The following is a 13,362-nucleotide window of genomic DNA, read 5'->3' as shown; positions in this document are numbered from 1 at the left end:
AACTGAACCCGGGCGAGATTTTGATTCATCGGTTTGGCGAAAGAGTGCGGGGGCGACAAAAAACTACGGCCGTTTGTAACGTTAGGTCCCGGAGAAGCCTGGGCGAATTCGATCGGAGGCGTCGAATTTTTCGAACAATACTTTCGTAATCCTATGTGGTTTTTGAGACGAGTTTCGCCGACCCGCACGACGGCGAGATACCGGGCCGCCGTGCCAGCAAGCGTGGCCCTATCCCCGTCACCGCGATGATCGCCAGTCCCCGGATGAAATCGAATTCGATCGATTGATCGGGGTCCCTGCATGCGTGTCGCGCCGAACAAGTCCATGCCGCGTCCCTTCTGCGAAGGCGCTTTCTGATGCTCTGGCTAGCGTGGCCTCGGCCGCGCGTTCCTCGTGGACTCGTACCCCCGTCCTGCGGGATTCCTCGCTTCGGCGCGCACGCGCATCGCGGATATTTTCTGGTCTCATGCCGTTGCCGGCCTTTGAATCTTCGGCTCATCGATTCCGGGCGATCAGCCAGAATCACGCTCTTTGCGGACATCGGCCGCAGGCGGCGACGGCAGCGACAAAGGCGCGCCGAACGCGCGCACTCACTGCGCGGGCAGATGCGATCTCAGATAGGTGACGAAGCCGTTCTGGACGGAGATGATCTTGGTCGCGCAGTCGTCGAAGTCGGAGCCGCGCGCGCTTTCATCGCCATACATGCCCTTGCATTGCGCGAAGAGCGAGATGGTCGCGCCGCCGTTGCCGTTGGCCACGCGCGTCGCGGAGAATACCGGCTTGCCCGAGCCGGACGGCACATCGGTTTCGATCGCGGCGTCGTCCGCGCGCGTCAGGCGCTCTTTCGAACTCTGCTCGACGTAAGTTTTCGTGAGCTTCCAGACCGCGTCGCATTGCGCGGCGTCGCGGCACGAGAGCGTGGCGTTGCGCTGCGCTACGTCGAGCGACTGCTGCGACAGCAAAAAGGTGCGTTCCTTCTGTTGCTCCTTTTCCGCCGATGAGCAGGCGGCAAGGAGAATCGAAGCGAGTGCGAGAGCAGTGAGCGTTTTCACGGGCGAGACACCAAGAAACGAAGTCGGACGCCGATTATATCGATGCCCGTCGCCGTCACGCGGAATCTGCGCTTCGCGAAAACGCCGCTGCTCACGCAACGCCGTGTGAAACCCGCGGCGCGCCGCCGCGCGCCGGTCAAACCGTTACTTCGTCAACACGGCCGCCGTCAGACCCGCGTTGATTGCCGGCAGGAGCAGGTTCAGCACGCGCGAGAAACGAACCAGTCCGTTGTTGTCCACGTAGACCACGTCATGCGGCTGCAGCTCGAAGCTGTTCGCGAGCAGCATCGACACCGGCGAACGCGCGTCGAGGTGATAGACCTCGGGCTTGTCCGTCTCGCCGTTGCGGATCACGTACAACTGCTTCGGATCGGACGTCTCCGCGTTGAAGCTGCCCGCCTGCGAGACGGCGTCGGAAAGCGTGAGCTTGCCGTTGCGCAGCGGGATCACGGTGGCGGGCTTCGTCACTTCGCCCATCACGTACACGCCGTTCTCGTCGCGCGAATCGATGCGCAGCGCGTCGCCCGGCCTGAGGACGATGTCCGACGGGCTCTTGCCCTTCGCCGTCATGCCCGACATGTTGATGTGATACGTGACGCCGTCGCGGATCAGCGTGAGCCGGCTCTGGTCCGCGGTCGTCGCGAAGCCGCCCGCGCGTCCGATGGCCTCGGTGAGCGTCATCGGAATGTCGTTGATCTGCTGCGCACCCGGCGTGCGCACGTCGCCGTCGATATACACCTGCGACGCACGGAACGACGCGACACGCACCGTCACCTGCGGCTTCACGAACACCTTCGAGAGTTCCTGATACAGCTCGCGCTGCACCTGGCCCTCGGTCTTGCCCGCGACATGCAGCGGCTTGTTCACGTACGGGAACTGCAGGTTGCCGTCGGCATCGACGACGAAGCCCGGCGCGGCGTCGGCCGTGCGCGTCTGCTGCGCCGGCTGGCCGAGCGCGGCGACGAGTTCGGGGTGATCCCAGACCGTGATCTGCAGCACGTCGCCGACGCCCAGCTTGTACGGTCCGGCCTTGCCGTAGAGCGACGCGTTCGGATCGATGCTCGACGAAGGCTGTGCGGCCTTCATCTTCTTCACGAGCGACAGATCGATCGGCGTGATCGGAATGTTCATCGTGGACGCCGGATCGCCCTGGTCGTTCGACGTCTCGACGAGTTGCGCCGGCGTGTCCATCTTCATGCCGGGCGCAAGCCCGCAGCCCGCGAACAGCACGGTAAAGGAAGCAGCCGCTGCCAGGCTCGTGAGGCGGAAGATACGCGACACGTTGGTGTTGGCGGCCAGTGAGGTGGTGCCCGGTTGTTGTTGGTTGTGCATAATGGTCGTCCCCTACATCAGTAAGCGTTGGTGTGGCGTAGTCCCTTGAAGATCGTTGCGGCGATGATTTTCATATCCAGTCCGAACGACCAATTACCCAGGTAGTACAAATCGTGAGCGACGCGTCCTTCCATCTTTTCGATCCGATCAGTTTCTCCACGAAAGCCGTTGACCTGGGCCCAGCCGGTGATGCCTGGCTTGATCCGGTAACGATGGATGTACCCCGATACGACCTTCTGATACAGGTCGTCATGCTCTAGCGCGTGTGGACGCGGGCCCACGACCGACATGTCGCCGCGCAGAACATTGAAGAACTGCGGCAGCTCATCGAGGCTGGTACGGCGCAGGAATGCTCCGACGCGAGTCACGCGCGGATCGCCGCGCGTGGCCTGCTGCAGCACTCCGGCCTGTTCCGTGTGCAGGCGCATCGAACGGAACTTGTAAATGGTGAAGACGCGGCCATCCGCGCCCTTGCGGCGTTGCGTGAACAGCACCGGGCCACGCGACGTCAGCTTGATCGCCAGCGCGATGCCGATCAAAAGCGGTGCGACGGCGACGAGCGCGGCGAGCGCGAACACGCGATCGAATACTTCCTTCTGCAGCAGCGCCGAAGGCGACAGCGGCGAGGCGACCAGATTGATCGCGGGCTGGCCGAGCAGGTCGGTCACGCCGCTCTCGAACAGCGCGAGGCTGCGCACGTCGGGAATGAAGCGCACGTTGACGAGGTCGTCGCGGAACTCGTTCACGAAGCGCAGAAGCATGCGTTCCTGCGAGAGCGGCAGCGCGAGCCATACTTCGTGCACGTTGTTGCGACGCACGTAATTCACGAAGCCCTCGAAGTCCTCATAGACCGGCACGCGCGTGTTGAGGCGCATCTTCTCCGGCGTCGCGTTGAACACGGCGCTGGCGCGAAAGCCCGAATCCTGCGCGCGCTCGATCTTGCGGATGAGCGAATCGCAATGCCTGCCGCTGCCGACGATCGCCACCTGATGCAGGTTCATGCCCGCGTTGCGCATGTGCGCGAGGATCGCGTGGGTGATCAGGCGGCCGGCGATCATCAGCCCGCCGGACATTGCGGTCCAGTAGGCGAACCAGAGGCGCGACACGTAATCGAGGCGATGCAGCGAGAACATCAGCACGAGCGCGCAGCCCTGCACGACGAGCCAGCCCAGCGACACCTGGCAGGCGAGCTGGAGCTTGCTGCGGCCGCGCCAGGACTGATAGACGCCGAAGCCAGGGAAGAGCGCGAGCGAGAACGCAGCGGCGAACGCGACGAACGCCACCGACCAGGTGTGCGCCTCGATGTATTCGAACCTGATCTGCGAGGCCACGGCTGCGCCGCCGACGATCACGCAGACGTCGAACAGTCGAGCCAGCAATCCTTCAAAATCGCGCATGTCATTCCCCCGAACGCAATCGCCCTTGTACCGCCCCTTCCCGTGTCCTCCCTCGCCTGAGCCCGTCTTGTGCGGGGCAGTCGTTGCAAAGAAGTCGCTCGCTCTATTGCCTCATGCAGTTCCTGTTCGTTGGACCATCTCAGCTGCGGCCATACGTATCGTCGAAGCGCACGATGTCGTCTTCGCCGAGGTAACTGCCCGACTGCACTTCGATGATCTCGAGCGGCACCTTGCCCGGATTCTCCAGGCGGTGCTTCACACCGAGCGGGATGAAGGTCGATTCGTTCTCACTCAAAAGAAACTGATCTTCGCCACGCGTGACCAGCGCCGTGCCGCACACGACGACCCAGTGCTCCGCGCGATGGTGATGCATCTGCAACGACAGCTTCGAGCCCGGCGACACCACGATGCGCTTCACCTGGAAACGCTCGCCATGCTCGATCGAGTCATAGAAACCCCACGGACGGCGCACCTTGCGATGCGTGTCCGCTTCCGGCGCCTGCTGCTCGCGAATGCGCGCAACCAGCCCCTTGATGTCCTGCACGCGCGAGCGGTCTGCGACCAGCACCGCGTCGTCCGTCTCGACCACGACGATATTGGTCGTGCCCACGCACGCGACGAGCCGTCCGCCTTCGGAGCGCGCATAGCTCGACGTCGCGCCTTCGAACACCACGCGGCCGCTCGCGACGTTGCCGGAGTCGTCCTTGTCCATCGCGTCCCACACGGCGTCCCACGAGCCGAGATCGGACCAGCCCGCGACCAGCGGCACGACTACGCCATCGCACGGCCTGTTCGCGGTGCCGATATGCTCCATCACCGCATAGTCGATGGAATCCGACGGCGCACGGCCGAATTGCGCGGCCTGCGGACGGAAGAACTTGCCGTCATCCTCGCCTTCGCGCGCCGCCGCCTCGCACGCCGCGTACATGTCGGCGTTGAGCTTCTGCAGCGCCGCGAGCCACACGCTCGCGCGCACGATGAAAATGCCGCTGTTCCACCAGTACGTGCCCGCCGCGACGTATTGCGCCGCGAGCTCGGCAGCCGGCTTCTCGACGAAGCGCTCGATCCGGTGCGCGCCCTCCTCCAGCGCATCGCCCAGGCGGATATAGCCGAAACCGGTGTCGGGGCGCGTCGGCGGGATGCCGAGCGTCGCGATCACGCCCCGCTCCGCGTGCTCCGCGGCGATCGCGATCGCGCGATGCAGCGCCGGCAGATCCGCGATGGAATGATCGGCGGGCATCGCGACCATGATCGCGTCCTGGCCGTCGGCCATCGCCCTGAATGCGGCGAGCGTCAGCGCGGGCGCTGTGTCGCGGCGCGCCGGCTCGACGATGATGCGCGCATCCACGCCCGACTCGCGCGTCTGCTCTTCCGTCGTGAAACGATGCTCCTCGCCGCACACGATGATCGGTTCGGCGGCCACCTCGAAGTCGCCGCCGAAGCCCTTCAGGCGCGCGACGGTGGCTTGCAGCAGCGAATCACGGCCGACGATGCCGATCAGCTGCTTCGGAAACTGCTCACGGGACATCGGCCACAGGCGCGTACCCGAGCCGCCGGCGAGGATGACGGGCGTCAGCCGGCGGCACGGTCCGGCCACCAGGGCCTCACCCGTCCTCACACCCGCTTGAACCCGACCTGCCGTGCGTACCTCGTTCGTCATGAAAAGCACTCCTGCCTGCAAATTCTCACGCGCGGCGCCATGCCGCCCGTGAATGATTAAGTGCCGCACCTTTGCGGTCCGGCCAAATGTTCGACGCTTTGCGCCACCGATGTGCGGCGCCCCGCTTAACCCGACTCAGCGTTCAGCGGATTCAGCCGTTCGCTTCGCGCCTGCTCTGCATCCGGTACTCCGTCGGCGAGATCAAGAGACGCTTGCGGAAAATCTTGGCGAGCCGGTCGCCATTGCCCATGCCGCTGCGGCGCGCGATCTTGTCGACCGGCAGCTCCGAATCGGTCAGGAGCGCGCAGGTCACGGCGAGCCGCGCCTGCAGCAAGTAATCGGATGGCGTGATGCCCATCTCGATCTTGAAGCGGCGCAGAAAGTTACGCTCGCTCATCGCGGCCACCTGCGCCGCGTCGACGACCGAAATCGGCCGTTCGCAGTTGTCCTGCAGCCAGCGCGCCGCCGCGCGAATCTTGTCGCCCGCGGAGGCCGCGCCGCTGTCGCCGAGAATCGACACCAGCTTCGCCGCCGACCCCGGCATCAGGCGTTCGGCCACGCTTCTCGACACCTCGATGCCCAGATCGCGCTTCACGATCATGAGCGCGCCCTTCATCGACTCATAGCGGTCGCCCGCATCGCCCTGCTGCTCCTCGCGCACGAGGTGGATCATCGCGTTGCCGTAGCGCGCCTGCGACTCCGGCGCCTGGCCGATGCCCGCAGCGTCGAGCACCTTGCGGCCCTCGGAGATCGCGCGCACGACGGTCGTCTTGGTCTGCACCCGGCGCACCCATTCGATGATGCGATCATCCTTCGCGGCGTCCTCCGCGCCCCGGCCGCCCGCGACGAACAGCGCGTCGAAGCCGCCGTAGTGGCGCGCGTCGAGGCCGTCGGTCCAGACCCGCACCGACGACGAGCACGCGACATTGCCGCCGTCGACGGACAGGAAGCGCACGTCGTAGGTACAGTCCGCACGGGACTTCGCCGACGACAACTCGTTCGCCATGTGGAAGACCTCCGCGACGATTCCGGCGCCCAGCAGGGAGAATCCGTCGAACAACAGAATCGCAATGCGGCGGACCTCGGTCTGCGAGGCTCTCGTCGCGGGGGGCATCCAACCCATGACTGCGGGTTCTAGATTGGCGTAAGGCATGGTCATCCTCTGCAGCTCTTGTTTCCTGGAAGGCGCGAAAAGTCGCTCGGCCATTGCGGCGCATCAAGAACTTCCCGAACTTCGCCGGGTTGCCGTGACCGATTGGAACGAAGTGATGGCGGAATCGATCCGCTGGGATGAATAATAAGCAGACATGCTTTTTTGTGCTCTAGATTTTCGCGCTTGAACCACAAAAACTGTCCCGCTATGAGGGTGAGCGCACATTGATATCCCTCCCCAAATTCGAACAGTCATGTTTTCCGCTTGATCGGGAAAACAAATATGCAACTTGTCATACAAACCTTCTGATTGCGGGAAAGTGCAATACCATAGGCGTCTTGATCGGTCGGACAGAAAAACGCCCGCAAAGCCCCAGCGCACGGCCCTATGCGGCAGACAGGGCGGTCCGGGCGCCGCGTAGAGTCGACGAAACTGATTCAATCGTGAAACATTGATTCTCCGTGCTACATAGTCGTGCATCGCCTCAGCCTGAAATTTTTGGTAACAAAATACCTGAATTAAGTTACAAGGTTCGTTATTCCAGACCGCGGATTCAAAGGCTCAATTACTCCGCTTATTAATTTCAACGGATTATCTGTTTTCAGAATACAAATGCGGCCCGGGATTATAAATTCAGCATTTAGGCTTTTATAAAAAAACCGGCGCGATGTTTTCATATGAGGATGGATGCTGCACAGCGGAAATAAGGAACGTCCGCGAAACCTGCATGTGCTCTGGGCCCGTGCGGTGGACGCATCCGCCAATTCCTAGTCTTTTGCGGCGGCGCACGCTTTGGCGCCTTTTTTCGAATCGCCAATTGAAAGCTTGTGTAATAGTCGGGCGAATGCCGCCCCTTTTTCGCGGGCAATCAATGTTCCGGCCCTTCGAATTTCTCGCATCGACGTCAATCGGAAATCGGTCAACTTTTCCGTCCGACCGGCTTTTCGCGTGTGCGAAACGGGCGCTCGACGCGTGTTTCACTCGTGAAATTCGATGTGCGCCCTCGCACATGCCCGCACGCGAACGGGTTCACGTTCGCAACACGAGCCGCCGTCACCCATTCATCCGACGACGCGCATCGGCGCGTGCGGGCGCGCACGGTCGCGCGACGGCGCTGGGATCGGCGTTCGCACCTGACCGGAGAGAAAGGTCCGACACCTGGCGTGGGAGCGGATTACGAAGGCGGCCTGCCATGGACGGATTCGGACGCCGACCTCGTCGCGATGTGCAAGGCCACGCACGACGCTGAGCTACGTCAACGGCACGCCCAGGGGCGTCCATGCGCGCCCTTTTCAGCGCCTGAACGGCGGCAGGATCATGCCCGCGCTGTGGAGACACGACAACGCGGCCTGGCCCGGCGCGGACGGCTTCGATGAGTCGCACGCGGTGGAATACGGTCTCGCCGTCGGTGCGCCGACGAAGTCCGGCGCCGTCACCGTGTTCCGCACGATGGGCAACGCATCGGCCATGCAATACCGCGACGGCCATGTGCCTCTTGTGCTGACGGAAGCTCCGGTCTGCGTCGTCTACGACAGCGCACAGGCGCTGTGCGCGAACGTGACCAGGCCCGCTGGATACATCGGCCGATGAACACCATCGATCTGAAACGGGTCTGGCGCCGCCTGAAAGACGAACGGCGCGCATTGCTGCACGCCGCCCGCCCTTCCGCCAAGAAAGCTGATAGAACCTTCAGGCTTCGACGATCGACTGTTCGCCTTCGTCCGTTATTTCGCGTAGCGGTTCTTCGATCGCCGCTGCTTTGGCCATGCCGAATTGCGCGCGAAGATAGCGCTCGAACTCATCGCGCACTTCCGGATGACGCAGCGCGAATTCCACCGTCGCCTTCAGGTAGCCGAGCTTGCTGCCGCAATCGAAGCGCTTGCCGCGATAACGGAACGCGAGCACCTGCTCCTCCGCCAGCAATGCGGCGATCGCGTCGGTGAGCTGGATCTCGCCGCCCGCGCCGGGCTTCTGGCGACGCAGATCATCGAACACGCGCGGCATCAGCACATAGCGCCCGACCACGCCGAAGTTCGACGGCGCGAGCGCCGGCTCCGGCTTCTCGACCATGCGTGAAAGCTTGAACAGGCCGTCGTCCCACGGCTTGCCTTCGATCACGCCGTACGAGCGCGAATCCTTGCGATCGATTTCCTCGACGCCGATCACCGACGAATGGTAGTGATCGAACACGCTGACCATTTGCGAGAGCACGGGCGGCTCGCCATCGAGCAGATCGTCGGCGAGCACCACGGCGAACGGCTCGCCACCGACGAGCTTCTCCGCGCACAGCACCGCATGCCCGAGACCGAGCGCTTCGGCCTGACGCACATAGATGCAGTTCACATGACTGGGCTTGATGCTGCGCACCAGATCGAGCAGCTTCTGCTTGCCGCGCGCTTCGAGCTCGGACTCGATCTCGTACGATTTGTCGAAGTGATCTTCGATCGCGCGCTTGCTTCGTCCGGTGACGAAGATCATTTCGGTGATGCCCGCGGCCATCGCCTCTTCGACCGCATATTGAATCAGCGGCTTGTCCACGACCGGCAGCATTTCCTTCGGACTCGCCTTGGTCGCCGGAAGGAATCGCGTGCCCAGGCCCGCGACCGGGAACACCGCCTTGCGCACTTTCAACATTCGGCTCACCTCGTCTGATCGAAAGGGCATGCGCGGTGCGTCGTGGGAGCGTTTCGCAGCACGCCTCTTCTCGTTGATACGCGTCGTCCGGTTTCATCAGACGACAAGAATGAAGTGAGCTTATTCCTCGAATATCGAAATCATCTGCCAACAGTTCGTCAATTTCGGACTCGGCAGACGGCGAATGTTGGCTGCCGCGTATAGTGCGACGCAGGTAAGCTCACTTCCCCGCACTTTTGCGTGTCCTTCACGGAGGATCGCAGCGTCCTGCACGAGATCCGGCGCTTCGGATCCAGGGAGAAAGTCGATGGTATATGCCAATGGCACGGGCAGGCTTCAGGTCGTGCGCACCGCGGCGGCGCCCGACACGCCGCCCGCCGGCACGGCTCGCGCGGAAAAGCGGATCGGCATTCTGATCTTCGAGGAATTTTCGCTCGTCGAGGTCAGCTCGATCTCCGAGGTCTTCTCGCTCGCCAATCAGGTGCGCCTGCCCGCGGATGCTGGCGAGCGCACGGAAACACCCAACTACGCGCTGCTATTTTTGTCGAGTGAAGGCGGCAGCGTGGCGAGCAGTTGCTCGATGCGCATCTGGACCGAAAGCCTCGAATCGCACTGGATGAACGAGTGCGATGCGCTCTTCATCGCGGGCGGCGCGGGCGCGCGGCATGCCCGGCATGACCTGGCGCTGCGCAAGCGGCTCGGGCGCGTCGCGCCGAGGATCCCGTTCATCAAGGCAATCGGCGAAGGCGCGCACATTCTTGCCGCAGCCAACCTCGCGGCGCAGAACCGACCGTCCGACCACGCCCGCGCGGCCGCGATGCGAGCGCTTTCGCCCGTGGCGACGTCGACGCTGTCGAACCCGTTGTTCATCGTCGAGCAGACCCTGACGCTCGACGATCCGAAAGGCCCGATCGCGGCGGCGCTCTCGATCATCAAGCGCGATCACGGCGCGGCGGTGGCCCGCGAAGTGTCGGAGTGGTCGATTCCGGGCGCGTGGCAGAAGCTCGCCACCTTGCTCGACGACGCCGACGCGGGCGGCGTGCGTCAGAAGATTGAGATGGCCGCGCGCTGGATCCGCGAGAACTACGTGCGGCCGATTTCGATAACCGATGCGGCGCGCGTCGCGGCGATGAGCGAGCGCAACTTCCTGCGCCGCTTCAAGGCGCAGATGGGGCTCACGCCATCGGAATATTTATTGCGCGCGCGTCTCGATGCGAGCTGCGTTCTGCTCGCGGCGACCGACCTGCCGGTGGACAAGATCGCGCGGCGCTGCGGGGCGGGCAGCGGGGACGGGCTGGCGAAGATCTTCCGCAAGCGGCTGTCGATCTCGCCGACCGAATACCGGCGCGCGGACCGTCACAAGAAGGACGACGGTTCATAGGCGGGTTTCTTTCGAAGATTCGATTCCGAAGCCCGCGAGACTAACTAAAAAAACGGACACGCATGGAATCACGGGTACTCTGGACTCTTTCGAATCTCGGCGACGCGGCTCTTTTGCTCCCGCTCGCACTCGTCTGTGCCTTCTGGCTGCGCTCGGTGGACATGCGCCTCGCGATCCGCTGGGGCGTGCTGATGGCGCTCGGCATGGGGCTCGTCGGCCTCTCGAAGATTCTCTACGCCGGCTGCGGCCTCGAATTCTCCGCGATCCAGTTGCGCATGATCAGCGGCCACACGATGCTCGCCGCATCCATCTACACGGTGGCGGGCGGACTGCTGTTCGGCGGGCTGGGCGGCGGCTGGTATCGGCTCGGCGCGCTGGGCGGCCTCGCGCTGGCGGCGGCGATCGGCGCGAGCCGCATCATCCAGGACGCGCACACGCCCGCCGAAGTCGTCGCCGGCTGGGTGCTCGGCTCGGCCATTGCCGCGCTGCTCCTCACGCGCGTGTTCGACAAGCCGCGCAAGATGCCGCGCGCGCTCGCCGCCGGCGTCGGGCTGCTCGCGGTTTCGTCCATCGCTTACGGTCATCACGCGCCGTTTCAGCGAATGATCGAGCATTACTCCTGGTGGCTCTGTCAGGGACTCGGGCTCTGATACACGGAAACGGCCTGCGCACGCCGGACGCGCGCGTGGGCGATCTTAAGTATGATCGTCGCTTGAAAAAGCAGGCCTACCCAACGCGCGCGCCCATGCAGGCGCGCGTTCACGTTTCCGGACCCCGAGCATGGACCGCTTCCTTGCAATGAAAGTGTTCGCGCGGGTCGTCGAGGCGGGCAGTTTCTCCAAAGCCGCCGACGCCCTGCGCCTGCCTCCCGCGAGTGTGTCGCGCACGCTGCAGGCGCTCGAGGCGCATCTCGGCGCGCGCCTCATCAACCGCACGACACGCAGCATCAGCATCACGGAGGACGGCGAAGCCTATTACGAGCGCTGCGTGCGCGTGCTGGGCGAAGTGGACGACATGGAAGCATCGCTCGCGCACTCGAAGGCGAGTCCGAAGGGCAACGTGAAGATCAGCCTGCCGCAAGTCATGGCGAAGAGCACGATCATTCCCGCGCTGCCCGAGTTCTTCGCCGCGTATCCGGATATCGGCATCGAGCTGCTGCTCACCGACCGGCAAGTGGATCTCGTCGAAGAAGCGGTCGATTGCGTCGTGCGCGTGGGCGCGGTCGGCGATGTCGGGCTGGTGGCCAAGCGCATCGGCGCGTATACGCAGATCACCTGCGCGTCGCCCGGCTACATCGAAAAGCACGGCGAGCCGCGGACGCTCGACGAGCTCGACCGGCATCTCGCCGTCGGCTACGTGCTCAACAACTCGGGACGCGTGCGTAACTGGGAATTCGTGGTCGACGGCGAAACGCGCACCGTCGCGATGAAGCACAAGATCGCCGTGAACGACGGCGATTCGTATATCGCGGCAGGCGTCTCGGGCCTCGGCCTGATCCAGGGTTCGAGCTACACGCTCGATCCGCTCATCAAAAGCGGCGCGTTGCGGGAAGTGCTGAGCGAGTATCCGTCGTATCCGCGCGTGGTGTCGGTGCTGTATGCGGCCAACCGGCATCAGCCGCGGCGCGTGCGCGTGTTCATCGACTGGGTCGCGGAGCTTTATAGCCGTCTGCCGACGTTTCAGGGCAAGCCCAACGGACAGTTCAACTGACTTTCAGACGATGTCCGGCGCCGCTCGCGCTAACGGCATCGCAGCCCAGTCGTAATCGCGATACGCGCGCTCGAGCGCCTGCAGATCGGCCGCGCGCGCGCTCGCGTGCATGCCTTCCAGATGCGGCAGCGCGAATTCGATCGCCGCGCAATTCGCGTAGTCGCGCGCGCGCAGATGCGCGGGGATCGTCGTGAAGAACGCGGTGGTCGGCACGTCGAAGCCCGCCGCGATGTGCAGCGCCGCCGTATCGGCGGTCACCACATGACGCGCGTGTCCGATCCAAGCAAGGAAATCCGACGTATCGATGCAAAGCGGCGCGATGTCGCGATAACGCGGGTGATCTAGCGCGCCGAAACCATACACGTCGATGCCGAACTCATCCGCGAGACGCGCGACGATCCGCGCGCGCGCTGCGGCGGGAATGCTGCGGATCGGCGTGCTCGCGTCCGGGCAGAACAGCACGTACGGTTCGTGCGTGGGTGCGCCGAGCGGCACTTCCGCGAGCCAGCGATTGCGCTTCTGATGCGCCGCGACGCTCTCCGGCGCGACGCCGAGCGCCCACAGAAAGAAATCGATCATCGGCATGGTGGCGAAGCCCGGCCAGAAAAGATGATTGCCGATGTCGATCTTCGGCTCATCCGCGGGCAGGCTCGAAAGCGCCACGGGCAGATCGGCGCAAGCGTCGAACAGCGGCGCAGCCAGCTCGTAGAGACGCCGCACGTATCGCGGCGCGCGCGCCGGCCGATAAATGGTCCAGGCAATGTGGGGATGCCGGCGCTTGAGCGCGCCAAGCGCCGTCAAGCCGATGATCGAATCGCCCAGCGTGACGCCGAACGCGTTGATCAGATGAACGCGGCGCGCGTGCGCGTAGTCCGCGTCGAAGGGTTCGCGACCCGCGTTCAGAACGTCGGCGGGCAAAGTGGAAAAGCCGGACGCATCGGCGTGCGCGACTTCGAGGTCATACGGCGCGACGATCTCGCCGTCTGCCGACAACAGCGTGCCCGCGTGGGTCAGCGCATGAACATCGTCGAGCGTCGTCATGC

The 13,362-nt window shown here is 64.0% G+C and carries 12 protein-coding genes; 5 read left to right on the top strand and 7 right to left on the bottom strand.

Annotation, left to right across the window (positions count from 1 at the left end; genetic code table 11):
* Positions 1 to 590 precede the first annotated feature (590 nt).
* From AWB79_RS19110 to AWB79_RS19090, 5 genes are all read right to left on the bottom strand, one after another.
* Positions 591 to 1,052: a hypothetical protein gene (locus AWB79_RS19110; RefSeq protein ID WP_061169087.1), complete on the bottom strand. Its 462-nt coding sequence runs from the start codon at positions 1,050 to 1,052 to the stop codon at positions 591 to 593.
* A 144-nt stretch (positions 1,053 to 1,196) separates the two neighbouring features.
* The gene (locus AWB79_RS19105; RefSeq protein ID WP_198399053.1) at positions 1,197 to 2,384 is read right to left on the bottom strand and encodes a polysaccharide biosynthesis/export family protein; all 1,188 of its coding nucleotides are present in this window, start codon (positions 2,382 to 2,384) and stop codon (positions 1,197 to 1,199) included.
* Positions 2,385 to 2,401: 17 nt separating this feature from the next.
* Positions 2,402 to 3,781 (bottom strand): undecaprenyl-phosphate glucose phosphotransferase, encoded by a 1,380-nt coding sequence (locus AWB79_RS19100; protein WP_061168997.1) that lies wholly within the window; start codon positions 3,779 to 3,781, stop codon positions 2,402 to 2,404.
* 139 nt (positions 3,782 to 3,920) lie between these two features.
* Positions 3,921 to 5,441 (bottom strand): mannose-1-phosphate guanylyltransferase/mannose-6-phosphate isomerase, encoded by a 1,521-nt coding sequence (locus AWB79_RS19095; protein ID WP_096031566.1) that lies wholly within the window; start codon positions 5,439 to 5,441, stop codon positions 3,921 to 3,923.
* Positions 5,442 to 5,592: 151 nt separating this feature from the next.
* Positions 5,593 to 6,594 (bottom strand): GlxA family transcriptional regulator, encoded by a 1,002-nt coding sequence (locus AWB79_RS19090; RefSeq protein WP_061169084.1) that lies wholly within the window; start codon positions 6,592 to 6,594, stop codon positions 5,593 to 5,595.
* Between AWB79_RS19090 and AWB79_RS39565 the strand changes: the two genes are divergently transcribed.
* Together AWB79_RS39565 and AWB79_RS19085 are read left to right on the top strand one after the other, a co-directional pair.
* On the top strand, positions 6,593 to 6,739 hold the full coding sequence (locus AWB79_RS39565; protein ID WP_157695804.1) for a hypothetical protein: 147 nt from the start codon (positions 6,593 to 6,595) through the stop codon (positions 6,737 to 6,739). The genes AWB79_RS19090 and AWB79_RS39565 overlap by 2 nt on opposite strands.
* 1,172 nt (positions 6,740 to 7,911) lie before the next feature.
* Positions 7,912 to 8,184 (top strand): hypothetical protein, encoded by a 273-nt coding sequence (locus AWB79_RS19085; RefSeq protein ID WP_061168996.1) that lies wholly within the window; start codon positions 7,912 to 7,914, stop codon positions 8,182 to 8,184.
* Between the two features lie 99 nt (positions 8,185 to 8,283).
* Here AWB79_RS19085 and galU read toward each other — a convergent pair whose 3' ends face one another.
* Positions 8,284 to 9,228 carry a UTP--glucose-1-phosphate uridylyltransferase GalU gene (gene galU / locus AWB79_RS19080; RefSeq protein ID WP_074169393.1) on the bottom strand — a complete coding sequence of 315 codons (945 nt, stop codon included), beginning with the start codon at positions 9,226 to 9,228 and terminating at the stop codon, positions 8,284 to 8,286.
* Between the two features lie 307 nt (positions 9,229 to 9,535).
* Between galU and AWB79_RS19075 the strand changes: the two genes are divergently transcribed.
* The 3 genes from AWB79_RS19075 (at position 9,536) to AWB79_RS19065 (ending at position 12,319) form a co-directional block, all read left to right on the top strand.
* On the top strand, positions 9,536 to 10,609 hold the full coding sequence (locus AWB79_RS19075; protein WP_061168995.1) for a GlxA family transcriptional regulator: 1,074 nt from the start codon (positions 9,536 to 9,538) through the stop codon (positions 10,607 to 10,609).
* A 62-nt stretch (positions 10,610 to 10,671) separates the two neighbouring features.
* A complete protein-coding gene (locus AWB79_RS19070) occupies positions 10,672 to 11,259 on the top strand; it encodes a phosphatase PAP2 family protein (protein WP_061168994.1) in 588 nt (195 codons plus the stop codon).
* Between the two features lie 130 nt (positions 11,260 to 11,389).
* Entirely contained in the window at positions 11,390 to 12,319 is a 930-nt protein-coding gene (locus AWB79_RS19065) for a LysR family transcriptional regulator (protein ID WP_061168993.1), read from the top strand.
* Positions 12,320 to 12,322: 3 nt separating this feature from the next.
* Here AWB79_RS19065 and AWB79_RS19060 read toward each other — a convergent pair whose 3' ends face one another.
* Entirely contained in the window at positions 12,323 to 13,360 is a 1,038-nt protein-coding gene (locus tag AWB79_RS19060) for a glycosyltransferase family 9 protein (protein ID WP_061168992.1), read from the bottom strand.
* Between the last annotated feature and the right edge of the window lie 2 nt (positions 13,361 to 13,362).

The organism is Caballeronia hypogeia (assembly GCF_001544875.2).
Taxonomy (GTDB): Bacteria; Pseudomonadota; Gammaproteobacteria; order Burkholderiales; family Burkholderiaceae; genus Caballeronia; species Caballeronia hypogeia.
The sequence above is the reverse complement of the archived record's forward strand: the minus strand, read 5'-3'. Positions and strand labels throughout refer to the sequence as shown.

Coding starts and splice junctions, on each gene's coding strand:
- AWB79_RS19105 (WP_198399053.1), bottom strand. CDS start 2,384: ATGCACAACCAACAACAACCGGGCACCACCTCACTGGCCGCCAACACC.
- AWB79_RS19100 (WP_061168997.1), bottom strand. CDS start 3,781: ATGCGCGATTTTGAAGGATTGCTGGCTCGACTGTTCGACGTCTGCGTG.
- AWB79_RS19095 (WP_096031566.1), bottom strand. CDS start 5,441: ATGACGAACGAGGTACGCACGGCAGGTCGGGTTCAAGCGGGTGTGAGG.
- AWB79_RS39565 (WP_157695804.1), top strand. CDS start 6,593: ATGGTCATCCTCTGCAGCTCTTGTTTCCTGGAAGGCGCGAAAAGTCGC.
- AWB79_RS19090 (WP_061169084.1), bottom strand. CDS start 6,594: ATGCCTTACGCCAATCTAGAACCCGCAGTCATGGGTTGGATGCCCCCC.
- AWB79_RS19085 (WP_061168996.1), top strand. CDS start 7,912: ATGCCCGCGCTGTGGAGACACGACAACGCGGCCTGGCCCGGCGCGGAC.
- galU (WP_074169393.1), bottom strand. CDS start 9,228: ATGTTGAAAGTGCGCAAGGCGGTGTTCCCGGTCGCGGGCCTGGGCACG.
- AWB79_RS19075 (WP_061168995.1), top strand. CDS start 9,536: ATGGTATATGCCAATGGCACGGGCAGGCTTCAGGTCGTGCGCACCGCG.
- AWB79_RS19070 (WP_061168994.1), top strand. CDS start 10,672: ATGGAATCACGGGTACTCTGGACTCTTTCGAATCTCGGCGACGCGGCT.
- AWB79_RS19065 (WP_061168993.1), top strand. CDS start 11,390: ATGGACCGCTTCCTTGCAATGAAAGTGTTCGCGCGGGTCGTCGAGGCG.
- AWB79_RS19060 (WP_061168992.1), bottom strand. CDS start 13,360: ATGACGACGCTCGACGATGTTCATGCGCTGACCCACGCGGGCACGCTG.